Raw genomic sequence first — 26,400 nt, forward strand, 5'->3', positions numbered from 1 at the left:
TTTTTTTATATTTCCTTGTAAATGTACTAAAAAAAATACACAAAAAGATTGTCATATTGCTGACAATCTCATTTTTTATTGAATGTTATTTATCTTCTTTCAATCGGTTGTGTAGAGCTTTGAAATATTGAAAAGCCTTGAACAATCGAGTTCCGTACCATGAAAAGAATTCGTTTTCTACAAAAACGGTTTTGGCGTGGTGGGTGACTCTACCGATTTCAAAGGCGTGTTCTTCTTGAAAATCACAAGGTTCTTTGGCTAAAAATACAATCTCTGGATCGCCTTGAATACGCATTTTTCGGATTTCTACTTCGGGATAAGCCTCGCTATGATTGTCGTAGATGTTTTGAAATTTGTTGAGTTGCAACATATCGTTGATAAAACTGTTTTTTCCAGCTGCTATATAGGGTTCTCGCCACAATAAATAAGCAACTTTTTGCACAGGAATATCAGCTACAAAATGTTTGAAATCGTCTAAAGCAAATTGGATTTTGTCTTTCCATTTTTTTGCATCGGTTTTCTTCTTGAAGATTTCACCAAAAGCATCCAATGTTGATAAAACATTTTCTACTGTAAGAATATTTGTGATAAATACAGGGCAAATTCCCACCAATTGCTTGAGTTCTTCTACATTGTTTTCTAACGCATTTGCCAAAATCAAATCGGGTTTGAGTGCTTTTATTTTTTCGCTGTTAAATCCTTTGGTACTTCCCACTACCACTTTGGTTGAAAGTAGATGATAAGGGTGTTTGCAATGCTCGGTTATCCCAATAATATGTTCTTCTAATCCCAAGTCGTACAAGGTTTCTGTAAGTGAAGGTACTAACGATACGATACGTTTGGGTACTTCTGAAAAATTATGAAAAGTACCGTTGCTGTCGAGTATTAGGTTCATGATTTTATTACTTTTTAAGTAAAGAATGTTGTTTTCTACCTCACAAACACCAATTTCTTGTCTGTAGAGCGATCTTCGTCTATGAAATATCCTTCGTAATGAAAGGCTTTTACATCATCGAGGGTTTGAGCATTGGTTTCGGCACAATAGCGTACCATCAATCCTCTGGCGTGTTTGGTATAGACTACAATGGTTTTGGGTTTGCCTGATTTGATTTCTTGAAAATCAAAATCTATCACATGTGCGTGTAATTTCTTTTTATATGTGGCTTTGAAATATTCTGTACTTGCCAAATTGAGCAACAATTCGCCTTTTTTGGTTTCTTTGTTGATTTGAGTAGAAAGTTTTTCTTGCCAAAATTCATAAAGATTTTTGTAGGTTTCAAATGCAAAATTTCTTCCCATTTCTAAACGATAAGGCATAATGATATCAGATGGTTTTAGTAATCCATACAAACCTGATAACATACGATAATTTTCTTGCAAATAATCCAAGGCGTCGGTAGAAAGTGTATGTGCGTCCAATCCGCGATATACTTCTCCTGTAAACGAAAATAACGCTTGGTTTGATTCGTCTTCTTTTGGTTTGGCTTTCCACTGTTGGTTTCGTTGCCAATTTTCGTTTGCCAATTTATCCGAAATCTCCATCAATTCGCTGAGAAATGCTGGTGATTTTTCTTTTAGATAGGATTGTATTAATGTAGCTTCTTTGATGAACTTTGGTTGCGTCGGCTTATAATGGTCCGATTTTTTGTCTATAGACATCAATTTTGCTGGTGATGTGATGATTTTCATTAGTTTTAGAGATTTAGGAATTAGAGATTAGAAATTATAAGTGAGTAGTGATAAATTAGAAAAATGTTTAATCATCAAATTATCATATTTTCAAGTTTTTAAATTTAGAAATCTTCAAATTTAAAATTAACACATTGGTTACTCCTCCGCTATTTGAATCAATTTTTTCTCGTCGATAATTTTGATTTTTTTTCCAGAGAGTTCGATTACACCTTCTTTTTTTAGTTCAGATAGCAATCGGATACAACTTTCGGTAGCGGTGCCTACATAACTGGCAATATCGTCGCGTGACAATTGTAATGAAATAAAACCTTCTCGGTCGTAACCTTTGATGTTTTTCATTTCGAGTAGTGTGTTTGCCAAGCGTTCTTTTACTGTTTTATGGGTATGACTAATGGCAAAATCTTCGGCACTTTTCAATTGATTACACAATTCTTTGGTCATTTCCATCGAAAATCGAGGATTGCTTTCAAAAAATTTCAACAAATCGGTTTTCGGAATAAAACAAACGCTCATATCCTCAATGGCAATAGCACTCAAATGCGAGTTTTCGTTGGAGAAAATTGCATTTTGTCCTAACAAATCTCCTCCTTTGGTCAGTTTTAAAATCACATTTTTCCCCTGTGCATTCATTTTCACCAATTTACAAACGCCGTTTTTGATGCAATAAATTCCTTTTAGTGCATGACCTTCCTCGAAAATGGTTTCTCCTTTTCTGACTAAATAAGATTCTTTGCATTTCGATAATTGTAGTAAATCTTCTCTGGTAAGAGCTCTCAAACTACTCAATTCTCGAATTAAGCAATGTTCACATTTGTTTGTATTCATGAAAAATTCTATGTTTGTGCAAAGATAGTAAATATATGATAAATGTCATTTTTTTAGCTGTCTAACATTTGGAATTTTGCATAATTTGATTTTTAAAGCGTATGGAAACTTGCTATCATTGTGGAAATGAGGTTGTAGAGAAAGAAAGAATCGTAAAAGATGATAAAGTATTTTGCTGTTTTGGTTGCGAAATCGTGTACGATATTCTCTCTGAAAACGATATGACGGATTATTATTCGTTTGAAAAAAATCCAGGTCTAAAACCTCAAACACAATTGGAAAAGTTTCAATATTTAGATAATGAAGATATTGTAAATCAGATTATTGACTTTAAGGAAGGAGAGGTTTGTATTGTGCATTTGTACATTCCTCAAATTCATTGTAGTTCATGTATTTGGGTGTTGGAACACTTACACAAATTGAATGCAAATATTGGTTTTTCACAAGTAGAATTTTCCAAAAAAACGGTAACAATCCACTTCAATCCTGATAAAATTTCACTAAAAGAAATTGTTTTACTTCTTTGTAAATTGGGATACGAACCATACATCAGTTTAGATAAATCAGAGAAAAAAGTTCAATGGATCGACCGTAGTTTGATTTACAAAATCGGAGTTGCTTTTTTTGGTTTTGGGAATATTATGTTACTTTCCTTTCCTGAATATTTTGGCGTGGAAGATTTTTGGATGGACAAATACCGAAATTTTTTCCGCTATTTGAATGTAATTTTAGCAACCCCTGTATTTTTTTATTCCGCTTCTCCTTATTTTATTTCGGCATATCACAGCATCAAACGCAAAGAGTTGAATATTGATATTCCTATGGCATTGGGAATTTTGGTAATGTTTGTTCGCAGTTTGGTAGATATTTTTATCCTCGATGGTGCAGGATTTCTCGACAGTATGTGTGGATTGGTGTTTTTTATGCTTTCGGGGAAATTGATTCAACAAACCACATACAATTTCTTGTCGTTTGAGCGAGACTATAAATCGTATTTTCCTTTGGCAGTGGTGAAATTGGAAAACGAAAAGGAAATTCCTGTACAAGTGTATGATGTAAAGGAAGGGGATCGATTACTCATCAGAAACGAAGAGTTGATTCCGGTAGATGCGGTTTTGATTTCGGAAAAAGCCTATATCGATTACAGTTTTGTAACAGGTGAAGCCGTACCCGTAGAAAAAAAGGCAGGTGAAAAAATATTTGCAGGAGGAAAACAAGTGGGAACTGCTATTGAAATTGTTGCCAAAAAGAGCGTTTCTCAGAGTTATTTGACCGAATTGTGGTCGAATGATATTTTTCAGAAGAAAACCCAGCAACAATATTTACACATTACCGATCGAGCAAGTAAAATTTTCACTCCTATATTGTTGGTAATTGCCCTATTAGGATTGATTTGTTGGACAGTAATGGGAACATGGGTAGATGCGTTTAATGTATTTACGGCAGTGTTGATTGTGGCTTGTCCGTGTGCCATTGCTTTGACAGCTCCTTATACTTGGGGAAATGTGATTCGCATCATGGGTCGAAAAAAAATGTATTTAAAAAATACTGTGGTTATTGAGCAATTGTCTAAAGTAAATACGCTTGTTTTCGACAAAACAGGTACACTGACTACCACTCAAAAAGAACAAATCCACTACAAAGGAAAGGCATTGACTACTGCACAACAAGCTGATTTGAAAAGTGTAGTGAGAGCCTCGAATCATCCTCTGAGTCGTAGGTTGTACAATCATTTGCCTGAATCGGTCATTCAAGAATTGACTATTTTTGAAGAATTGCCAGGAAAGGGGATTCGTGCCAAAGTTGGAGAAAAATTATATGAAATTGGCTCTGTAAAATGGTTGAAAAAAGACAATCAACAGCAATTGAATACTTCGACGGTTTGTATAGTGATTGACGGACAATTTATAGGCGAATTTACCTTTGAAAGTCAATACCGTACAGGATTGAAATCTATGCTAAACGAATTGAAAGTAAAAGGATATGAATTGCATTTATTGTCGGGCGACAATGCAGGAGAATTGGCGTATTTGCAAAGAGAATATCCAGAAATCAGTCATTGCAATTTTGACCAAAAACCAATGGACAAATTGGAATATGTAAAAAATCTACAAGTACAAGGGAAAAATGTGTGTATGATTGGCGACGGACTCAACGATGCAGGAGCATTGGCACAGAGCAATGTTGGGATTTCTATTTCTGAAAACATCAATGTATTTACCCCTGCAAGCGATGCAATTTTAGACGCAACGGTATTTGGAAAACTACCAAATTTCCTCGATTATTCTAAGAATGCGATGAAAATCATCGGTCGCAGTTATGTCTTAGCGATTATGTACAATATCGTTGGGATTAGCTTTGCCTTATCGGGTTATTTGTCGCCGTTGGTAGCTGCTATTATTATGCCGTTGAGCACAGCCACTGTAATTGGTTTTGTATCGTTTAGTTCGTGGATTTATGGGAGGAAGGTGTAAGTTTGGAATAAAAGTGTTTTTTTATTTGGAAGCAATAAAAATAAAATTTACTTTTGCCCTGTTTTGCAAAACAATCAGGGAAAATAAGTCGAACAGATACTTTAAAAACGATAGTAGGCATAAATTATAAAAAATACAAAACATGAAAATTAACATTTTACTTTTAATGTTAGTAGTATTATTTTCAGCTTGTAAAAATGATGATAATAAAAATTACAGTGAAGACCCAGTAATTAATAGTTGGGTAAAAGAAAATAAAAGCAAATTTAAAGGAATTTCACTTGATGAAATTGCGAGTTACAAGGGGGAAGAACAAAGAGCAATATTTCGCTCTCTTACTCCAGAAAACCAAAAACAACTTTGGTTAGAAAAATCAAACAAGTTGCTTGTAATGTATCCTGAACAAAAAGAAATTTTTCAAGATTTTGATAAGTTTTTAAAACAGAAAGATTTTAAAACAGGTTTAGAAAATAATGAAATAGTGTTCTTATTCCAATTAATAGAAAAAGGGAAAAAAGATTATAATTGGGATGAGGAGTTCATAGGCATTACTTTTTGTACTTTTGAATTTGTTAATGATACCCATGAGTATAATATTTTTAAATTTTTAGATGATTCTTTTCATCAAGGAGGAACTAGAAAACCAATTTGTAATTGTAAATGGGGAGGAATGTTTGCATGTGGTGCATTCGAATGTAGAGGTATTGAATGTAGAGATGATGGTAAGAAAGGCTGTGGTTTTCTATTATTAGAACATTGTACGGCTGTGTGTAGATAAATAGATGATTATACAAAGGTTGTAGGATGTTCTCATAACCTTGTATATTTTAATGAAAAATAATATCTTATATAGATGAAATACATTTTATACCTTTTAATATTAATTTGTTTACAATTGGGAGTTGGAATCATCGACACAACATTTTTATTTTATATTCCAGTATTTCAATTGGTTGTTCTTTTTTATTCTTTGATTTGGTTGAAAAAGGATTGGAAACTCAATAAGTATTTTAAATATTTTTCATATTCAATATTTTTGTTGATATTTAGTTTTTTTATAGATTTTGCCTTTGTAATTTATTGGTTAATCATTTTTACTCCAATTACTATTTATTTAGCTCATATATTTTATTATAAAAAGAATGGGTTGCTAAGGATATTGATTATTTTAGCTATTCCTATGACTAATTATTTTGGAATAAAATACATAGTAGAAAATGTTGAAGCATATTTTCATTATGAATCTGATTTTCAAAAAGACTTGATAATCCCTTTTTCGAATATAGATGGGCAACCTTATCAATTTGAGGAAGATAAAATTTATGTGTTGGATTTTTGGAATACGAGTTGTGGTATTTGTATTCAAAAATTTCCTTTCTTTAGTGATATGAGCAATAAATATGCAGATAATGATAAAATAGAATTTTATGCTGTAAATATCCAACAAAAAGGTGATACAAAGGAAAAGGTGTTGAAATATGTAACTAATAAAGGTTATCATTTCAATAACTTAATGGTTGAAAATAAAGAAGAGGCGAAGAAGATAGATGTTGTTGCTGTTCCTACGGTTCTCATTGTGAAAAACAATAAAATTGTTTATAATGGCTTTCCGAGTTATGAAGACCATCTCAAGTTTAATCGCTTAGATGATTTGATAGAGAAATTTTTAGAATAGTAAAAATACATACAAAAGACTCCACAATAAAGTGGAGTTTTTTTATTAGAACATTTCTAAATAACATTTAACTGACAATTGTCATATTTTAAGATAGCGTATAGAAGTACTTTTGGTCAAAATTTCAGAAATGAGTGTCATTTATATCCTAATAACAATAAGTATCGTGGTAGCAGTAGTATTTTTAATACTATTTATCAAAGCGGTAAAAAATGGTCAGTTTGATGACGATTATACGCCGTCGGTTCGCATATTGTTTGAAGATGAAATTAAAACTAACTCTAATAATAAACAATCCAATTCAATTAATTAGCTATGGAATTACAACAATTTCACTATGACAACAAAATAGTAAAGAAATTCCTCTATGCATCTATCCTCTTTGGGGTAGTGGGTATGGTAGTAGGTTTGCTACTGGCTTTGCTATTTATTTTTCCAAATATGACAGATGGAATCTCATGGTTGAGCTTCGGAAGATTACGTCCGTTGCACACCAATGCTGTGATTTTTGCGTTTGTGGGTAATGCAATTTTTGCGGGGGTATATTACTCTTTGCAACGCTTACTTAAAACGAGAATGTACAGCGACCTTTTGTCAAACATTAACTTCTGGGGATGGCAATTGATCATCGTTGCCGCAGCGGTTACGCTTCCTTTGGGTTATACAACTTCTAAAGAATATGCCGAACTCGAATGGCCAATCGATATTGCCATTGCCGTAGTGTGGGTGGTATTTGGTTTGAATATGATTATGACAATACTAAACCGTAGAGTACGCCACATTTATGTTGCAATTTGGTTCTACTTGGCTACTTTCGTTACAGTAGCGGTATTGCATATTTTCAACTCATTGGCATTACCAGTTACCTTCTTGAAATCATATTCTGCGTACGCAGGGGTACAAGATGCCTTGGTACAATGGTGGTACGGACACAATGCGGTGGCATTCTTCTTGACTACGCCGTTCTTGGGATTGATGTACTACTACTTGCCAAAAATCGCCAACAGACCGGTTTACTCATATAGATTGTCTATCATTCACTTTTGGTCGTTGATTTTCTTATATATTTGGGCTGGTCCATCACCACTTATTATATACATCATTGCCAGATTGGGCTCAAAACTTAGGGGTAGTATTCTCTGTAATGTTGGTAGCTCCGTCTTGGGGAGGTATGATCAACGGTTTGTTGACATTGAGAGGTGCTTGGGACAAAGTAAGAATTGACCCTATTTTGAAATTCTTCGTAGTAGCAATTACTTGTTATGGTATGGCTACATTCGAAGGTCCAATGTTATCATTGAAAAATGTAAATGCAATTGCTCACTATACTGACTGGATCGTAGCTCACGTACACGTTGGAGCACTTGGTTGGAACGGATTTATGACCTTTGCTTTGGTATATTGGTTAGTACCAAGATTGACTAAAACAGAATTGTTTTCTGTAAAATTGGCAAACTTCCATTTCTGGATTGGTACATTAGGTATTATTTTGTATGCTATTCCATTGTATGTAGCGGGAGTAAACCAACACTTGATGTGGAAAGAGTTCAACCCAGATGGAACATTGCGTTATGGTAACTTCTTGGATACAGTAACTGCGATTATGCCTATGTATTGGTTGCGTGCAATCGGAGGTACTTTGTATGTAATCGGAATGATTGTTTTAGTGTACAATGTAATCAAAACAGTAAAAGCAGGTCAATCAGTAGAGGACGAGTATGCAGAAGCCCCAGCATTAGCACCAATAGCTTCTCATCGTTTGAAAGGAGAAGGATTCCACCACTGGTTAGAAAGAAGACCAATCCAAATGACAGTATTGGCTACCATTACGATTTTGATTGGTGGGGTTATTCAGATTGTGCCTACATTGGTAGTAGAATCAAATATACCAACAATCGAAAGTGTAAAACCATATACACCACTTGAATTGGCAGGTAGAGATATCTACATCAGAGAGGGATGTGTGGGATGTCACTCACAAATGATTCGTCCATTCCGTTCAGAGGTAGAAAGATATGGAGAATATTCAAAATCAGGAGAGTTTGTTTACGACCGTCCATTCTTATGGGGTTCTAAGCGTACAGGTCCAGATTTGCATAGATTGGGAGGAAAATATTCAGACAACTGGCATTACAACCACATGTTAGACCCTCAATCAACATCACCAGGATCTATTATGCCAGCATACCAATGGTTGTTTGACAATAAAGCGATGGATTTCTCAGATATTCAAGATAAAATGGCTGTGTTGGTAAAATTGGGGGTACCTTATACAGACGAAGATATTGCTAACGCAGGTGTAAGTATTGCTACTCAAGCAAAACAAATTGAGGAAAACTTGAAAAACGATCCTGACTTTGTAAGATCTTACGAAGGTTCTAAAAAAGCAGCAGCGGCTCAAGGAAAAGAATTTGTTCCGATGAGTGATAGAGAAATTACAGCTTTGATTGCTTATTTACAAAGATTAGGTACAGATATTAAAGTAAAAACAGAGGTAAAGTAATATGCTCAAGTTTATAAAACACAATATGGAAACAATTGCTGGGATAGAAATTTTCCCAGTAATTGCTCTCTTGATCTTTTTCTTGTTTTTCGTAGGACTTACCATTTGGGTAATGACTTATAAAAAACAAACGATAGATGAATTGAGCAACATTCCATTAGAAAAAGAAAACGAAACTGAATTAAACGCATAATATATATGAAAAAGTATTTTCCAGTATATGTAAGAGTACCCTTGTTGATAGCTTTGTTCTATGGACTAGTGGAATACTTTGTAGATTCGGGAGATCAACCTGCGATAGTAAAATTTCCTGAGTTATTGATTCTTATTGCCTTGTTTGTATTCGTGTTGATTGCAATCGAGATTACAGCATCGGCAAGTAAAAGCATTATGAACCAATTGATGTCTCCAGAGGAAAGAGCTGAAAGAGAGCGTTTGGAAAACTTGCCATTGTCTGAGCAAGTATGGTTCAAAAAAATGATGGCAAAATTGACGAAATCAAAATCTATTGAGGATGAAAAATCAATTGAGCTTGACCACGATTATGATGGAATCAAAGAATTAGACAACGACTTACCGCCTTGGTGGGTATATTTGTTCTATGTAACGATTATCTTTGGTGTGATTTACTTAGGTAAGTACCACTTGTTTGGAGGAGATAACCAATTGGTAGAGCTTGAAAAAGACATCGCAAAAGCTGAATTAGAAATCGAAGAATACAAGAAGACAGCACCAGATTTGTTGACAGTAGAAAATGTGGTGTATTTGACAGAGGCAGCAGACTTAGCAGCTGGTAAAGCGATTTACGACCAAAACTGTGTAGCGTGTCACGCGGTAGATGGTGGAGGAGGTATCGGTCCAAACTTGACAGATAACCATTGGATTTTGGGTGGAGATATCAAAGATATTTTTACGACTATTTCAGAAGGAGGTAGAGACGGAAAAGGTATGGTGCCTTGGAAAGCTCAAATCAAACCTTCGGATATTCAAAAAGTTGCAAGTTATGTTAAAAGTTTAGTGGGAACTACTCCAGCCAATCCAAAAGCTGCAGAAGGAGATCTTCATGTAGAAGACACTTCGGTAACTGAGACAACTGAAGAAGCTCCAGCAACTGAACAACCAACAGAAGAAATAGCAAGCTAAAGATAAAAATTCCATATCCTATAAAGGGTTTTAGTTTTATTTCAAGCCGCAACCCATAAAGTTGTGGCTTTTTTTAGTATAATAGATTAATTATTTTTTTTATAATTATTTTATTTTCTAACGCAGATGAAAAATGATTTTTTTCTTTGTACTGACTTAGTTATCGCATAAAATGTGTCCTAGAAATCAATTCTAAAGATTGTTTGTCATTTCGATAAACTGAAAATATTTTATGATAATGATTGGAAATTTTTATATTGTCAGTGGAACAAGAAAATTTTAAAGCTATCTTCTTTTTTTAAGTTAAAGTTGAATATTTTTTTGATAATGTTTTGTTATAAATATAGAAATTTGTATATTTGCTAATAATAACTAATGAAATTATAAATCTATGAAAGTATTAAAATTTATTTTAGGAATGGTAATTTCATTTGCATTAATCAATTCATGTAATGAAAATGAAGAAAAGTATGATTCATTGAATATTGAATAAACAGAGTCGACACTTTATTAGGTACAATCTTCAAGATTATGTTATGCTGATTGTATTTTTAATGATTGTGAGGTTTATTATTGTGATCCAGGTGACTCCCCTTATTGTCGATGTTCTTGGGGATTTGCAGAGTGTGGATGTACAAATAATAAAGGTGGTATTAAATCTCCGTCAATTATACAGCAATATAGATTGTCTAGTTATAAAACATTTTTAAGGGAGAATAATTTAAATACAATTAACGCTTCCGTAAATGAATTGCATGAGGCTATGACTAACAATGGTGTTGATAAATATCATAGAGAACTAGAAGTCTATAAAAATAAAATAGAAAATTTATCTTACAGTGATAAGATGTTGATTATTAATTGGTTCTATAACTAAAAAAATAAATGAAAAAAACATATTTTTTTCTTGTAGGGTTATTTATTTTACTATTTCTTTTTTTATGCACAGTTTCTATTTCTAATGTGACTGCAAATTCTATGTTTGGAACATTTTGCCAAGAATGTAAAATTTTTCAAACAGTATCAGGTGGTTCTTATTATGGTTTTGGATTTGGAAAGTGTAATGACCAGGTAGGTAAAATGAACAATCAAATTGATTTTAAAATGATTGAAAATTACATAGATTTTTTAGATAAAAATAGTTTTTCTTCATTGAGTAAAATTACGAATGATTTAATGATTCAACTTTTGTCTGAAAATTACGAATCTTATCATTTGTTGTTAAATGATTACAAACAACAAATTGATTTACTTACTATTGACGAACAAAAAGTTATAGAAAGTTATTTTGTGAAATTTAAAAAAAAATAGAGGCTGTATGATTTTACAGTCTCTATTTTATTAATTAATAGTTCTATAAAAGTTAACAAACTTCTAATGAACTCCTAATAAACTAACAAACAAAAACAACAAACAACAACAATTTATGAGCAGTTTCGAAAACGAAAGCTTTAGAGATTCCATAGGAACGATTGACAAAGACGGTAAACGCGTATGGATGTTTCCCAAAAAGCCAGTAGGGAAATATTACGACAAAAGAAAATTGGTGAGTTATATACTTCTAGTAGTATTGGTAGCTTCGCCGTTTATCAAAATCAATGGAAATCAATTATTTCTATTCAATCTAATCGACCGAAAATTCAATATTTTTTCATTGCCTTTTTGGCCTCAAGATTTTTACTTGATGGTGATTTCGATGGTGATAGGTGTATTGTTTGTCGCCTTGTTTACAGTGGCATTTGGTCGTATATTTTGTGGATGGATCTGTCCGCAAACGATTTTTATGGAAATGGTTTTCCGTCGTATCGAATACTGGATTGATGGAGATCGTGGAGCTCAAATCAAATTGGCAAAACAACCATGGAACGCCGAAAAAATCAGAAAAAGATTTTTGAAATGGGTTATTTTTTACTTGATTTCTTTTGGGATTGCTAATGTGTTTTTGGCTTATTTATTGGGAAGTGATCGCATTTATCAATTGGTAACGCATAGTCCACTCGACAATCTTTCTACTTTTATTGCCTTGGTAATATTTTCATTCATTTTTTATTTTATCTTTACCTGGTTTAGAGAGCAGGTGTGTATTATAGCTTGTCCTTACGGAAGATTGCAAGGGGTATTGCTCGACAACAAATCGGTAATCGTGGCTTATGACTACAAGCGAGGTGAAAAAGAAAAGGGTAGAGCCAAGTTCAACAAAAAAGTGGATAGAGCCACTACAGGACAAGGAGATTGTATCGACTGTGCTCAATGTGTGCATGTCTGTCCTACGGGAATCGACATCCGAAACGGTACGCAGCTCGAGTGTGTAAACTGTACAGCTTGTATGGATGCCTGTGATGCGATGATGCGTGCAGTAAATTTACCAGAGGGATTGATTCGCTATGCCTCTGAATCTGAAATCGCCGAAAACAAACCGTTTGAATTTACTGCTCGTATGAAAGGTTATGCAGCCGTTTTGTTTATTTTGATAGGTGTTTTGATTGGAATGTTGTTTTTACGAAGCGAATTGGAAACAAAAATTCGTAAAATTCCAGGTCAAACATACGAAAGGGTAGAAGACAAGATTTCAAATGTATTTACCTATTCTATTACCAACAAAACCAATGGAGATTATCAAAATGTAACTTTCAAATTGGTTGAACCAGTAGGAGAATTGGAAGTAGTAGGAAATCCTAAAATTGCTGTAAAACCTGGAGATCAAGCAACAGGTACATTTTTCATCCGTATCAAAGAACAAGAATTGAAAGGAGAATATAAGGTGGAAGTGAAAATCGAAGTATATGATGGAGATAAATTGATCGACAAAACCTCGACTTCGTTTTTAGGGCCAAAATCATTAATTTAATAAGTTGAAAATATGAAATGGAATTGGGGAACGGGATTGGTAGTAGGAATGCTTGCCTTTATGATTTTTATTTTGCAATATGTCATCAGAGTACAAGTAAATCCCGATTATGATAACGAATTGCAATTGAAAGATTATTATCAAGAAGAGGTAAATATTGATAAAAATCACCGAGCACAACAAAATGCCAACGAATTGGGAAGTGCTTTTTCGATAGCTAAGAATCAAGACGGAATTGTGATTTCTTTTCCAGAAACGATGGAAAAGTCTCAGGTTGTAGGTCAAGTGAAATTGTATCGTCCGTCCAATCAAAAGTTGGATACACAAGTAACGATTTCTCTCAAAGATTCGTATGAAATGTTGTTGCCAAAAGAGCAATTACAAAGTGGAAAATGGGAAATTTCGGTTTCGTTTTCATACCAAGGAAAAGAGTATTTAAAGAAAATTGAAATTGTACTATGATAGCACCCTTATTGTTGGGATTATTGAGTAGTTTACACTGTTTAGGTATGTGTGGGCCTATCGCTTTGGCGTTGCCCATACATACCTTTTCGTTTACTCGCAAGACCTCGTCGATTGTTTTGTATCACTTAGGACGAATCTCGGTTTATAGTCTGATAGGGTTGCTTTTTGGAACCCTTGGTCGAACACTTTTTATTGCGGGATTTCAGCAGAAATTATCCATAATTTTAGGTGTGGTGTTGATATTTTCCGTAGTGTTTTTCAACAAAAAAATGTTTCAGTTGAGTTTGTTTACCAAAACTTTGCTGTTTACCAAAATCCGAGGAAATTTTACAAAATATTTTCAACAAAAAACACCCATTTCTTTTTTGGTAATCGGTATGCTCAACGGATTATTGCCTTGTGCGATGGTTTATATGGCATTGTTTGGAGCCTTGTCCACCCAAGGTGTGTGGGAAGGAGCGTTTTTTATGTTTTGCTTTGGCTTAGGAACCATTCCATTGATGACAACAATCGTTTGGGTAGGTCAGTGGGTGAGTCAATCCATGCGTCAAAAACTATTGAAATTTGTTCCCATATTGTTAGTTTTGATGGGGATTTTACTCATTTTACGCGGTATGGATTTAGACATTCCCTACATTTCACCAAGTACCTTACAATTGTTTATCACTGCCAATCCGCAGTGTTATTAGACCGAAGAAAAATAAAGCAGGCTGCCCGAAAGGACAGCCTGTATTTGTATAAGTTGTATAGATGTTAAAACTCAGCGTTTTGTGGGTATCTTGGGAAAGGAATCACATCACGGATATTGGTCATACCAGTTACGAATAATACCAAGCGTTCAAATCCTAATCCAAAGCCTGAGTGTACACACGACCCAAATCTACGAGTGTCTAAATACCACCACATTTCTTCTTCAGGAATGTTTAGAGCTTTCATTTTTTCGACCAACACATCGTAGCGTTCTTCTCTTTGTGAACCTCCAACGATTTCTCCAATTCCTGGGAATAAAATATCCATAGCACGAACCGTTTTTTCGTCTTTGTTTAAACGCATATAAAACGCTTTGATTTTTGCTGGATAATCAAACAAAATTACAGGACATTTAAAGTGTTTTTCTACCAAATAACGCTCGTGTTCTGATTGCAAATCAGCTCCCCACTCATCGATAAGGTATTGGAATTTTTTGTTTTTGTTTGGTTTTGAATTTTTCAAAATATCAATCGCTTCTGTATAAGAAACGCGTTTGAAATTGTTGTCTAAAACAAAACGCAATTTATCTATCAACGACATTTCCGAACGCTCGGCTTGAGGTTTCGATTTTTCTTCATCCAACAAGCGTTGTTCGAGTAATTTCAAATCGTCTTCACATTTTTCCAATGTGTATTTGATGACAAATTTGATGAAGTCTTCTGCCAAATCCATGTTTCCGTCCAAATCCAAAAACGCAATCTCTGGCTCTATCATCCAAAACTCTGCTAAGTGACGAGAAGTATTAGAATTTTCCGCACGGAATGTAGGACCAAAAGTGTAAATAGAACCCAATCCCATAGCATAAGTTTCGCCTTCCAATTGTCCAGAAACCGTCAAGTTGGTTGGTTTACCAAAGAAATCCTCTTTGTAATTGATGCTTCCGTCTTCGTTTCTTGGAGCCGAACCGTCGATTGGCAACGAAGTTACTTGAAACATTTCACCCGCACCTTCGGCATCCGAACCTGTGATAATTGGCGTGTTTACATAAAAGAAACCATTGTCTTGGAAATATTTATGTACGGCATACGCCAATGTACTTCTTATACGCATAATCGCTCCAAACATATTGGTACGAATACGCAAATGAGCATTTTCTCTCAAAAACTCTAATGAATGTTTTTTCGGTTGAATAGGATATTTCTCAGGGTCAGAATCTCCTAAGATTTCTAAGTTAAAAACTTGAATTTCGTATTTTTGACCTTTACCTTGACTTTCAACTAAAACACCTTGCACCATAATGGCAGCTCCCGTGGTTACTCTTTTGATTGTTTCTTCAGGAAAAGCGTCCAACTCCAATACACATTGAATATTCTGCAAAGTAGAACCGTCGTTTAATGCGATAAATTGGTTGTTTCTAAAAGTGCGAACCCAACCTTTGGCAGTTACTTCTTGCAAAAGTAAATTGCCAGAAAGTAAATCAATTATTTTTGTATGTTTCATATACTAACTATTCATAAAAATAAAGAATTGCAAAAGTACAATTTTATTTAATAAAGAAAAAAAATATTCATTAATTCAACTTCCATTTTTTTAATATTTTCCAAAATCCAATAATGGTAATTAGACATACCATACTATTGACAATCCACAAGGTAGAATAATTAAATTTTTCGATAATCCAAGTACCAACAATAGGAGAAAAAATCAATGCACTTGCGTATGATATTCCATTGATTCCCATGTATCTACCCCTGTTTTTAGGCGTAGAACGATGTACTGCTACAGTTGATGTCAAAGGCATCACGAGAATTTCGGAAATAGATAATAAAAAGAGTGAAAAATATAAGATGTATATATCGCTTGAAATGAGTAAAGTAGCATAAGCTAAAGCACAAAACACCATTCCGATAATAAGGTTGCTCAAAATACTAAATTTTTTCTCGGCAATATGTATGATAAACATTTCTAATGAAAATACAATCAACCCGTTAAATCCCATTAATACACCAATTTGGTTTTCTTTCAGTAATGCAACATTTTTATAAAACATAGGTAGGGTGTTGAGAATTTGAAAGAAACAAAATCCAAACAGTCCAACAAAAAGACTAAACACTAAAAACTCGTAATCTTTAAATTTCACAGGTTCTTTAGCAGTTTCCATTTCGTTTTTATGCAAAGCATTTGTCGTACGATTATTGAAATACCACCAAAACAAAACTCCTGCAATCAATGACATAAAAGCATTGGTAAAAAACAATAATTGATACGAAATCATCGCTAAAAATCCACCTAAGGCAGGACCAACGGAATAACCTAAATTGAGGGCCATTCTGTTGAGAGAAAAGGCTTTGGTAAGGTTTTCAGGTTTTGCATATTTTGCAACCGATACACTGTTAGCGGGTCGAAATAGTTCTTTGGTTGTACTTGTTACTAAAACTCCCAAACACAATAATTCAAAATTTTTGATAAAAGCCAAAGAAACATAAAATGGTATTACACAGAAAAGACTGAAAACTTGAACTTTATATGACCCCAATTTGTCAGTGAGTTTTCCTCCATATAATCCACCGATGATACCACCTAATCCAAATAAACCTAAAACGATTCCTTTTCTCACATCGTTAAAAGCCAATTCTTCTTCCATGTAAATAGCCATAAAAGGTAAAATCATCGCACCACTTTGATTTATAAACATGACCAATGCGAGCATCCAAGTATTAGTTGAAAGACCTTTGTACGAAGCGATGTAATTTTGCCAAAATTGTCTCATTTCAGTTCGATTTACAAAAATTGAAACGCAAAATTAGTAAGAATGATTAGCAAACGTAGCATTTTGTTGATGTTTTAACGATACATTTGATAAATAATAAAATGAATGTAAGATTTAGATGAAAGTTGAAAAGAATATAATTTTAACATTTTAAGAAAAAATAAAAGATAAAAAGGGAATTGAAGTTGTAACTGATATAAAATCAATTTGATAAGAGTTTTAGCAAAGAGTTTAAACGAAAAAAAAATAATTTTCAACATTTATTTGGGTAAAAAAAATGACAAAAAAAAACTTAATACTCGCAAAAAAGATGTAAATTTCGCACTTAAAAATATTTTTAAAGATGAATAGATTACTAAGTATTGCAGCGACAGTGTTTTTTACTGTTCAAGTTTATTCTCAGCAATCATCAAGTGAAGTAACGCCAAATGTAGATCCAAGGATTGTAGAAGTTTTTGGAGATCAGTTGGAAAATTTGGTATTAAACAACAAAGATCGATTAGAATCTTTGACATTTTTGCTTAATGAACGAGTGAAAATTGTTGAGATTCCGTACTGGGAAGGAGAAGGATATACAAAATTGTCAGAAGTGCCTTTGTTTAATCCTTACAATAAAGATTTAAAACGAGATGAGGATTTCAATCCTTATACTTTTAATGTATTGAAGTATAATATGAATTTTCATTCTCGAGGGACACAATATTATAGAGTAGATAATTCTATCTATGTAATAAAAATATTGAACAGAAATTTAAAAGATAAATAGTAAACAAATGAAACAAAGATTATTTATTTCATTGCTCGCATTATTTACTTGTGTATTTGGTGCAGTAGCACAGACAATTTATCCGATGCCTATCAATGGTACTATTAACGCCTGTTCGGGTGTTTTTACCGATTTTGGTGGTGTTGACGGTAATTATGGAAATCACGAGGTACGTGAGGTAACCATTTGTCCAGATACAAATATTGTTGGAGATGTAATTCAATTAGATTTTACATCTTTTAGTACGCAACAAAATCAAGATATTTTGTATATCTATGATGGGATGAATGTTGGAGCTCCATTAATTGGAGAGTATTCAGGTACTGAATCTCCAGGGATAGTTATGCCTTCTGGAGAAAATCCAACAGGATGTCTTACTGTTCGCTTTATTTCTGATGGAACGGGGACAAATTCTGGATGGGCTGCAAATATAGCTTGTGTGCCTCCTTGTCAATCAATTAATGCATTTTTGCAAAGTTCATCTCCTACTGCAAATGCAAATGGAATTATTCGTGCTTGTGTCGGACAACCAATCACTCTAAATGGTAGAGGAGAATTTGGGTTGTCTGGAGTAAATGCTTCGTATAAATGGGTGATGGATGATGGAACTGTTTTACATGGTCAGAATGTTGAACATTCGTATTCTCAGCCTGGAATATATCGTGTAAATTTATTTATTACAGATCCTAATGGTTGTAGAAATGCTAATTATATCAACCAAACGATTCACATTGCACCAGAACCTACAATTACAGCTACTCTGCCAGAGGAGGTGTGTTTTGGTTCTACTACTACCTTTGATGTAAATGTTACATACCCAACTATTACAAAAGATTGTGTGGTTCCTCAAACAGGAACTACATTCTTGCCGGATGGAGATGACAACTATTATAGTTCATATTTAGTGGTAGATTGTTATGAACCAACTCAATTGATTGAGAATGTAAATCAAATTAGTAGAATTTGTGTAAATATGGAGCATTCTTATTCAGGGGATTTTACAATTAGAGTTTTTGCTCCAAATGGTCAACCAGTAATTTTGCATAATCAAGGAGGAGGAGGTACATTTTGGGGGCATCCTGTCGATGTAGACGATGATTTAACACCAGGGATTGGTGAAACATATTGTTTTACTATGAATGCTCAAACGACAGTTATTAATGGACAGACTATGCCAGGAGGTGTTATTCCAACTAATGGACAAATGTTTGTACCAGGAGATTATTTACCTGTTGGAAATTTTGCTCCCTTTGTAGGCTCAAATGTAAACGGAGAATGGCGTTTAGAAATTCATGATCAATTACATTCGGATAATGGATATGTATTTGCATGGTGGATAGAATATGACGATTCGATTTTACCAGCTCAGTTTTCATTTACTCCTACAGTAGCAAATATTTCAACTCCTTTGATCAATGGAGTAACTGCTGTAAATGGTAATCAAATTACGATTGAACCAACAACTGAGGGAGAATTGTGTATTCCAGTTACAATATTAAATGATTTTGGATGTGAAGTTCAAACCACATTCTGTACGGATATTTTTGCAAGAATTATTGCGGGTAATCCAAATAATTTAAGTGACTGTGTTAATATTTCTGGAATAGGAGAGTTTGATTTAAGTGAAGTATTGCCAGAAATTACGGTTGATCCTTTGTATGTAGTTACTTTCCATGATTCTCAAGAAGATGCAGTTGAAGGAACTGGTGTTTTACCTTATGCTCAAACACAAAATATTGACGATGGTGCTCGTACAATTTATGTTCGTATTAAAAATATAAATACTGGGTGTTTGGCATATAGAACATTCCAAATCATTCCAGTACAATGTATACTTGCATTGAACCACTTACCTGATTTGTCTGTTTGTGGTGTGGCTCCTCAGACGTTTGATTTGTCTGTTTATACTCCAATAGTATATAACAATGATGCGTCTTTTAATGTGACTTATCATTTAACTGAAGAGGCAGCACTTGCAGGTACCAATGCTATTCCTGATGCTCAATTGGATAACTTTAACGGTACAAACGGTCAAGAGATTTTTGTGAGAGTAGCTCATATATCAGATCCAGATGTATTTGATACCACATCTTTCCAATTGTGGATTCACCCACTTCCAAACATCCCAGCAACATTGCCAGTAGCGATTGCATGTGATAATGGAAATGGAGCAGGAACATTTGATTTGAATTTGTCAACCAATCAAATCACTTTGTCTCCAATGTTGACAGTTTCTTACTATGCAAATGAAGCGGATGCTGAATTGGGATATGTAGAATTGCAATTGCCTTTGAGTTATACATCTACACCTGGAACAATTTACGTTCGAGTACAAAATGCAACAACAGGATGTTATGTAGTACGTCCGTTGCAATTGAGCTTGCGTGCATTGCCTACGGCTATCGAAATTCCAGGATTGACATTGTGTGATCAAGGAAACGACGGTAGATCGGTGTTTAATTTGCAAGCGACAGCAATTCAAATTGCAGGTAATCCAATTCCAGAGGGAGTTCAAGTTACGTATCACGAAACATTGACAGATGCGAATTTGAACCAAAATGCGATTGCTACACCAACAGCATACGAAAACATCGTGTTGAACAATCAAACGGTTTACGTAAGAGTTGGATATCAAAACTCAAACTGTGCGAGTGTAGTTCCATTGGAATTGAATGTAACACCAACACCAGAATTAGGAGCTTTATCACATTCATTATATGCATGTGATACAGATAATGATTTGATTGAGGTGTTTGATTTGACAGAAGCGACTTCTGTATTCTTAGGATCATTAGATGCAGGTCAATATACAGTAACCTATCACACAACACAAGAGTTGGCATTGACAGGATCAAATTCTATTGTAAATCCAACTGCTTTTTCAAATGCTACAGCAAGTACCATATATGTACGAGTGGCAAATAATGCTACAGGATGTACTTCAGTAGGAATCTTGAATTTGCGTATCAACAGAACGCCAGTAGTTCCAGCCGTAGTACCATCTTACACATTGTGTGATGAAAACGGAAACGGATTTGAAACCTTTGATTTATTGTCGAGAATTCCGTTGATTATCGGAGAGCAACAAGGATTAGGAGTTACTTTCCACTATACAGCAAACGATGCGTTGACAGGAGTTAATCCATTGCCAACGACGTATCAAAACGTAGTAGCAAATGTACAAACGTTGTACATTAGAGTAGTAAACCAATCTACAGGATGTTTCTCTACAACTACTATGGATATCAGAGTAGAGCCCAATCCACAGATTACATTGCCAACAGAGCCATTCTCAATCTGTAACATCGGAGGAACCGGCGGATTTGGAACGATTGATTTGGTAGAACATATTTTGCCATTGGTTCAAGGGACAGGATTTGCAGTTTCATATTTCGAAACACAAAACAATGCCATCAACAACATCCAACCAATTGCAGTACCGCAAGCATACAACAACTTGCAAACGACCACCCCAGTGGTTTGGATTAGAGTAACGAATGCATATGGATGTTTTACAGTGTATCCAATCACATTCCATTTAGAAACAGCACCGGCAATGCCAGTAACCTTGCCAGAAGTAAATGTATGTGATACCTTTGGAGAAACAAATGATGGAATTTCGATTTTTGATTTGACAGTTCAAAACGCATTGATTTATGCAACGAACGCATCAGTAGATCCATCAGAATTAGAGATTAAATATTATACTTCATTGGCAAATGCTGAGCAGGGAATCAACTGGATTGGAAATCCAACACAGTATGAAAATACAGAAAATCCACAAACGATTTGGGTGACAGTAAATAGAGTAGGGTCAAAATGTTTGCGTTTGCGTAGTTTTACCATCCAAACAAGAATGCCACTTGCATTGACTACACCAACGACTATCAGTAAGTGTGAAACTACCTTGCCAAACGTAGGTCAAGAACAAGTGGATTTGACCATCAGAGAAGTTCAAATACAAGGAGGTGTACAAGTATTCGGAGTAACATTTGCTTACTATACATCGGCAGTAGACAGAGCAAACGAAGTAAATGCAATCGCAGACCCCACAACGTTTGTAACAAGTACAGCGAATCAAACGATTTACATAGCAGTAACCAACCAATACGGATGTGTGAGCTATACAGAATTGGAAGTACGCATCTTGCCATTGCCAGAGATAAATGAATCACCAACACCTTTGAAAGCGTGTGTATCGCCAGACAATGCACCGTTAGGTATCTTTGATTTGACATCAAAACAGTTTGAGATTTCAAATGATATAGCCAACTTGACGTTTAGATACTATACAAATTCAGACGGAGCTTATACGGCAGATCCAAACTCGTTGATTATGAACCCAACGCAGTATCTTGCACAAACAGGAATTGTTTACGTACGAGTTTCAAACAACCCAACGATAGAAAGTAACTCTTGTTTTGTAGTAGTGCCGTTGCAATTGGTAGTACTACCTACGGTAAACGTACCACAGTTGTCGCCAATGTATGTATGTATCGAAAACACGAACGGATACCATACTTTCAATTTAGAAGATAAAAAATCTGAGATATTGGGCAACTTGCCAGCAGGAGATTACATGGTGAAATATTATACGAGCGAAGAAAACGCAATCAATGATAATGCCCCAGTACCTTATATCTACACCAATATCGTACAGACAGTACAAGAGATTTGGGTGCGAGTATATCACAACGAGGTAGGATGTTTCGGAATAGGTTCGTTTGAATTGAGAGTAGAAGAAGAGGTGAAAGCCTTTATGCCGGTAAGCACTGCATTCTGTGAAGACGATGCACAAAACGATGGAAATACCGTTATGGATTTGACACGTTTGAATGCTGAAATTATCGGAACACAGATATCAACACCATTGTCAGTACGTTATTTCGATGCACAAGGCAACTTGATTGCAGACCCAACCTCGTACAATGGTACAGATGGAGATGAAATCACAGCAGTAGTATTCAACACAATTCCAGGAATGCAATGTAGAGCAACAGTGACATTTACAGTAACAACGATTCCAGGTCCAGAGGTGCCAAATATACCAAATGGCGTAGTGTGTTTTGATTTCCACAACCCATCAGAGTTGATCAAGGGATACACAATGGATACACGATTGCCAGAAGGAGGAGATTATACTTTCCAATGGATGGACGGGAATGGAGTAGTTGTAGGAACAGGAAGTAGCTATACAGCGGTAGCTCCAGGAGATTACACATTGATAGTAACATACTTGCCAACAGGCTGTACATCTACACGAACGATAGTTGTAACAGAAGGTCCAAGAATTACTTTAGAAGAAATCCGATTTACGGAAGACTTTAGCGAATTGATGAGCATGGAAGTAATTGCCAATGCAGGAAATGGAGTTACATTAGAGTATCAATTAGATGAAGGCGAATGGCAAGAGAGCAATGTGTTTATGAATGTAATACCAGGAGAACACATGCTGCGAATAAGAGTGAAAAACGGCGTTTACTGTCCGTTAGAGAAAGAGGTATTAGTGATGGGTCATCCGTTGTTCTTTACGCCAAACAATGATGGGCAAAATGATACATGGAACATCAGGGCGTTGAAAGATCAGCCAGATTCAAAAATCTATATCTTTGACAGATACGGAAAATTATTGAAACAAATCAGTGGATCAGGACCAGGTTGGGACGGAACATACAATGGGCAACCAATGCCAGCAACTGATTACTGGTTCAAAGTAATCTACGTAGATAAACGAACAGGATTAGAAAAAGAAGCAACAGGACACTTTAGTTTAATAAGATAGTTCGTTATTCTATATTAATTTAAAAAAAACTCGCAAACTTTAGTTTGCGAGTTTTTTTTTTGCTATGTAACATTAGTTACACAACTATAGAAATGTACTAGTTACTTTTGTAAAAAATAATTACAATGAGTATAATAGAGATTATAAAACAACCTTGGCCTTGGTATATTGCAGGTCCTTTGATAGGTCTGACAGTACCTACATTATTGATTTTAGGAAATAAAAGTTTTGGAATTAGCTCATCTTTGCGACATATTTGTGCGATGTGTATGCCAGCAAAAATTCCCTTTTTCAACTATAATTGGCGAAAAGAATTGTGGAATATATTGTTTGTAGTTGGTGTTTTTATAGGAGGAATTATTGCTTCTCAATTTCTTTCAAATCCCGATGAAATTATCGTAAATGAGCATTTAAAATCCGAATTAGCGACTTATGGTATCCACGATTATAGTCAAATCGTGCCTATGGATTTGTTTACATGGGACAATTTGTTTACCCTCAAAGGATTTGTATTAATGGTAGTCGGTGGTTTTTTGGTAGGATTTGGAACGCGATATGCAGGTGGATGCACGAGTGGGCATGCCATTATGGGATTGTCAAATTTGCAACTAACATCGTTGATAGCTACTATTTGTTTTATGATGGGAGGGTTTTTTATGGCAAATGTACTCTTGCCTTATATTTTATCACTTTAAAAAAATAAAAAGATGAATCAAGAAAAAAATATACGTACTCAAGATGCAATGTGTATCAATGAAAGCAAATTAAAACACAATAGTTTTCACTTGATAAAATATTTAATCGTAGGAATTATTTTCGGAATATTGTTTGTCAAAGCGGAAGTGGTAAGTTGGTTTCGAATTCAAGAAATGTTTCGAATGCAATCCTTTCACATGTATGGAATCATAGGGAGTGCAGTGCTTACAGCTATGATTTCTGTGTTTATAATCAAGAAATTCAACATAAAGACCATTTATGGTGAAAAAATAACCATTGCAACTAAAACATTTAACAAAGGACAAATCTATGGTGGTTTGCTCTTTGGTTTTGGTTGGGCACTTACAGGAGCATGTCCAGGTCCATTGTTTGCTCAAATAGGATTGGGAGCAACTGTAATTTCAATCACATTATTAAGTGCAATCTTTGGTACTTGGGTATATGGATATTTTAGAGAAAAACTGCCACATTAATTCCTTCACTATATAGTATATATGTAAGTAGAGGTTGTCTGTAAATTAACGGACAGCCTCTTTTTGCCTTAAAAATCAATTTTATCTTTTAGCTCTTTCCATTTTTGAGGGGAAAGTTTTATGACGATGTCGTTGGGTAAGAAGATGTATAGATTTTGTGTTTTTTCAATATGTGCGGTATTTACCAAACTCTTTCTCTGGAATGTAACCCAATAGTCTATCGAATAGGTTTTGCAAAACTCATAACATTCTTCCCAGTTTTTCTTTATCAAAACAGCTTCTCCATTTTTTTAAAGCATGCGTTTGCAACGAGCGTGCATATCGTCTAGAACGATTGCTATGTAATCTTTTGAGAAAATTCGTTTCTGAATTTTTAAATAATCCTCTATCCATATTGCTTCGGATAAATGATGTTTTTTATAGTTTTGTTCGCCTTCTGCTATGTATTCATGAAGATGATTGGTCAATTTTTCATAAATAGGTTTGGTTATATCTCTCCGTACAAAACGGTAATCATTATGTTATATAGATTCAAACTTTGTTCTTTTCTCGCAAATTTTTATTCTACCGCTGAGTTTTCAAGGTCTTTTACCGCTTTGTACATCAGTCTTTTATATGTATTTGTCCCTACATACAAAATATTATCACTACTGATAAAATTGTAAAATCCTGCTACATCCGTTGCAAGTGTTTTTTGTTTAAAATCAGAGTTGAATAATGATATACAAAGACCGTTTTCGTTGTTGACAATCAGTTGATTGCCATAGTTGCGACATCCTAGTAGAAATCTGATGTCATTTGCCTTGCTTTGTGTGATTTTTTCGCCATCAATGATACTCAAATAGCCATTGTACGAACCCACCCATACTTTGCCATCATCCGTTTGACCTATACAAAAAATAGTATCAGAATTGAAATCGTTGAACAATCGAGGGTATTTTTTTTAGATGAAATTTTTCCGTTTTTATTGCGTAAAATTCCTTTGTCTATATCTATGCGATTTGTAAAATAGAAATCGTCTAATGAAAAAAAATGAAATTGTCCAATGTAAAATCTAAGGTTTTTACAAGAGTGAAATGCTCGTTTTTTAGGGAATAAATTTCTGTTTTGTTTTCCGAAGGATAAACTCTACCCACATACGATTGATTTTTGTCTGAAAATATATAAAACCAATATCCTTTTTATTGAAAATAGGTACAATTTGGTCGTTTTCTATGCGATAAACGATGGTTTGATTATTGACACCGTCGTTTGCTATACAATAAATGGTCTTGTTATTTACAAAGATATTTGAAAAGAAATACCCATCGGGCGTATTGTCCAATTCTTTGTATTTACTGATATTGTTAAACAAAAATGATTCGATACGCGTAAGGGATTTGCTTCGTAATATATAAATTTTACCGTCAACAACGATAGAATGTTCCAGATTGACGTTTTTAGGTTGGTTAGGAAAGAAAAAATCATGAGAATAATTACTTCCCAATTTGCTTATTGTACGAGAAGCGTATTCATTTACAAAAACACTACCGTCGGGTAGGATTTGTAGATAGCTCCATGAGTTGTGAAGAGTTTTT

At 34.5% G+C, this 26,400-nt stretch carries 23 protein-coding genes and 1 pseudogene; 15 read left to right on the plus strand and 9 right to left on the minus strand.

What is annotated here, in order from left to right; translation table 11 throughout:
• Nucleotides 1-85: 85 nt before the first annotated feature.
• From AB4865_RS05600 to AB4865_RS05610, 3 genes are all read right to left on the minus strand, one after another.
• Nucleotides 86-895 (minus strand): ABC transporter substrate-binding protein, encoded by an 810-nt coding sequence (locus tag AB4865_RS05600; protein ID WP_372474743.1) that lies wholly within the window; start codon nt 893-895, stop codon nt 86-88.
• A gap of 35 nt (nt 896-930) precedes the next feature.
• Nucleotides 931-1,689, minus strand: a complete 759-nt coding sequence (gene yaaA, locus AB4865_RS05605; protein WP_372474744.1) for a peroxide stress protein YaaA — start codon at nt 1,687-1,689, stop codon at nt 931-933.
• A 138-nt stretch (nt 1,690-1,827) separates the two neighbouring features.
• The gene (locus AB4865_RS05610) at nt 1,828-2,517 is read right to left on the minus strand and encodes a Crp/Fnr family transcriptional regulator (RefSeq protein ID WP_372474745.1); all 690 of its coding nucleotides are present in this window, start codon (nt 2,515-2,517) and stop codon (nt 1,828-1,830) included.
• Nucleotides 2,518-2,618: 101 nt separating this feature from the next.
• Between AB4865_RS05610 and AB4865_RS05615 the strand changes: the two genes are divergently transcribed.
• From AB4865_RS05615 to AB4865_RS05665, 11 genes and pseudogenes are all read left to right on the plus strand, one after another.
• Nucleotides 2,619-4,991 (plus strand): heavy metal translocating P-type ATPase, encoded by a 2,373-nt coding sequence (locus AB4865_RS05615; RefSeq protein WP_372474747.1) that lies wholly within the window; start codon nt 2,619-2,621, stop codon nt 4,989-4,991.
• Between the two features lie 142 nt (nt 4,992-5,133).
• Entirely contained in the window at nt 5,134-5,769 is a 636-nt protein-coding gene (locus tag AB4865_RS05620) for a bacteriocin fulvocin C-related protein (RefSeq protein WP_372474748.1), read from the plus strand.
• A gap of 75 nt (nt 5,770-5,844) precedes the next feature.
• The gene (locus tag AB4865_RS05625; protein WP_372474749.1) at nt 5,845-6,666 is read left to right on the plus strand and encodes a TlpA family protein disulfide reductase; all 822 of its coding nucleotides are present in this window, start codon (nt 5,845-5,847) and stop codon (nt 6,664-6,666) included.
• A gap of 130 nt (nt 6,667-6,796) precedes the next feature.
• A complete protein-coding gene (gene ccoS / locus AB4865_RS05630) occupies nt 6,797-6,979 on the plus strand; it encodes a cbb3-type cytochrome oxidase assembly protein CcoS (protein WP_372474750.1) in 183 nt (60 codons plus the stop codon).
• Between the two features lie 2 nt (nt 6,980-6,981).
• A pseudogene (ccoN, locus tag AB4865_RS05635) lies at nt 6,982-9,169 on the plus strand (cytochrome-c oxidase, cbb3-type subunit I).
• A gap of 1 nt (nt 9,170) precedes the next feature.
• Complete coding sequence (locus tag AB4865_RS05640; protein ID WP_372474751.1) at nt 9,171-9,362, plus strand: CcoQ/FixQ family Cbb3-type cytochrome c oxidase assembly chaperone; 192 nt, start codon at nt 9,171-9,173, stop codon at nt 9,360-9,362.
• Nucleotides 9,363-9,367: 5 nt separating this feature from the next.
• A complete protein-coding gene (locus AB4865_RS05645; protein ID WP_372474752.1) occupies nt 9,368-10,312 on the plus strand; it encodes a cbb3-type cytochrome c oxidase N-terminal domain-containing protein in 945 nt (314 codons plus the stop codon).
• Between the two features lie 885 nt (nt 10,313-11,197).
• Entirely contained in the window at nt 11,198-11,623 is a 426-nt protein-coding gene (locus AB4865_RS05650; protein WP_372474753.1) for a hypothetical protein, read from the plus strand.
• 115 nt (nt 11,624-11,738) lie between these two features.
• Nucleotides 11,739-13,160, plus strand: a complete 1,422-nt coding sequence (gene ccoG, locus AB4865_RS05655) for a cytochrome c oxidase accessory protein CcoG (RefSeq protein WP_372474754.1) — start codon at nt 11,739-11,741, stop codon at nt 13,158-13,160.
• 12 nt (nt 13,161-13,172) lie between these two features.
• Complete coding sequence (locus tag AB4865_RS05660; RefSeq protein ID WP_372474755.1) at nt 13,173-13,622, plus strand: FixH family protein; 450 nt, start codon at nt 13,173-13,175, stop codon at nt 13,620-13,622.
• On the plus strand, nt 13,619-14,314 hold the full coding sequence (locus tag AB4865_RS05665; RefSeq protein WP_372474756.1) for a sulfite exporter TauE/SafE family protein: 696 nt from the start codon (nt 13,619-13,621) through the stop codon (nt 14,312-14,314). The genes AB4865_RS05660 and AB4865_RS05665 overlap by 4 nt, the downstream gene beginning before the upstream one ends.
• Before the next feature lie 64 nt (nt 14,315-14,378).
• Here AB4865_RS05665 and asnS read toward each other — a convergent pair whose 3' ends face one another.
• A complete protein-coding gene (gene asnS, locus AB4865_RS05670; RefSeq protein WP_372474757.1) occupies nt 14,379-15,815 on the minus strand; it encodes an asparagine--tRNA ligase in 1,437 nt (478 codons plus the stop codon).
• A gap of 70 nt (nt 15,816-15,885) precedes the next feature.
• A complete protein-coding gene (locus AB4865_RS05675; protein WP_372474759.1) occupies nt 15,886-17,085 on the minus strand; it encodes an MFS transporter in 1,200 nt (399 codons plus the stop codon).
• Between the two features lie 343 nt (nt 17,086-17,428).
• Here AB4865_RS05675 and AB4865_RS05680 point away from each other — a divergent pair, with 343 nt between their 5' ends.
• The 4 genes from AB4865_RS05680 (at nt 17,429) to AB4865_RS05695 (ending at nt 24,823) form a co-directional block, all read left to right on the plus strand.
• Nucleotides 17,429-17,851 carry a hypothetical protein gene (locus tag AB4865_RS05680; protein ID WP_372474760.1) on the plus strand — a complete coding sequence of 141 codons (423 nt, stop codon included), beginning with the start codon at nt 17,429-17,431 and terminating at the stop codon, nt 17,849-17,851.
• Nucleotides 17,852-17,858: 7 nt separating this feature from the next.
• Nucleotides 17,859-23,633: a T9SS type B sorting domain-containing protein gene (locus tag AB4865_RS05685; RefSeq protein WP_372474761.1), complete on the plus strand. Its 5,775-nt coding sequence runs from the start codon at nt 17,859-17,861 to the stop codon at nt 23,631-23,633.
• A gap of 131 nt (nt 23,634-23,764) precedes the next feature.
• Nucleotides 23,765-24,328 (plus strand): YeeE/YedE family protein, encoded by a 564-nt coding sequence (locus AB4865_RS05690; protein WP_372474887.1) that lies wholly within the window; start codon nt 23,765-23,767, stop codon nt 24,326-24,328.
• 12 nt (nt 24,329-24,340) lie between these two features.
• Nucleotides 24,341-24,823 carry a DUF6691 family protein gene (locus AB4865_RS05695; RefSeq protein ID WP_372474762.1) on the plus strand — a complete coding sequence of 161 codons (483 nt, stop codon included), beginning with the start codon at nt 24,341-24,343 and terminating at the stop codon, nt 24,821-24,823.
• A gap of 68 nt (nt 24,824-24,891) precedes the next feature.
• On the opposite strand, the gene AB4865_RS05700 is transcribed toward AB4865_RS05695, so the two are convergent.
• The 4 genes from AB4865_RS05700 to AB4865_RS05715 all read right to left on the minus strand — a co-directional run bounded on the left by AB4865_RS05700 (nt 24,892) and on the right by AB4865_RS05715 (nt 26,309).
• Entirely contained in the window at nt 24,892-25,095 is a 204-nt protein-coding gene (locus tag AB4865_RS05700) for a hypothetical protein (RefSeq protein WP_372474763.1), read from the minus strand.
• Nucleotides 25,096-25,113: 18 nt separating this feature from the next.
• Complete coding sequence (locus AB4865_RS05705; RefSeq protein ID WP_372474764.1) at nt 25,114-25,290, minus strand: hypothetical protein; 177 nt, start codon at nt 25,288-25,290, stop codon at nt 25,114-25,116.
• A 92-nt stretch (nt 25,291-25,382) separates the two neighbouring features.
• Nucleotides 25,383-25,751: a two-component regulator propeller domain-containing protein gene (locus tag AB4865_RS05710; RefSeq protein ID WP_372474765.1), complete on the minus strand. Its 369-nt coding sequence runs from the start codon at nt 25,749-25,751 to the stop codon at nt 25,383-25,385.
• A gap of 159 nt (nt 25,752-25,910) precedes the next feature.
• Nucleotides 25,911-26,309, minus strand: coding sequence for a hypothetical protein (locus AB4865_RS05715; RefSeq protein WP_372474766.1), 399 nt, complete (start codon nt 26,307-26,309; stop codon nt 25,911-25,913).
• Between the last annotated feature and the right edge of the window lie 91 nt (nt 26,310-26,400).

This window comes from Capnocytophaga sp. ARDL2 (assembly GCF_041530365.1).
Taxonomy (GTDB): Bacteria; Bacteroidota; Bacteroidia; order Flavobacteriales; family Flavobacteriaceae; genus Flavobacterium.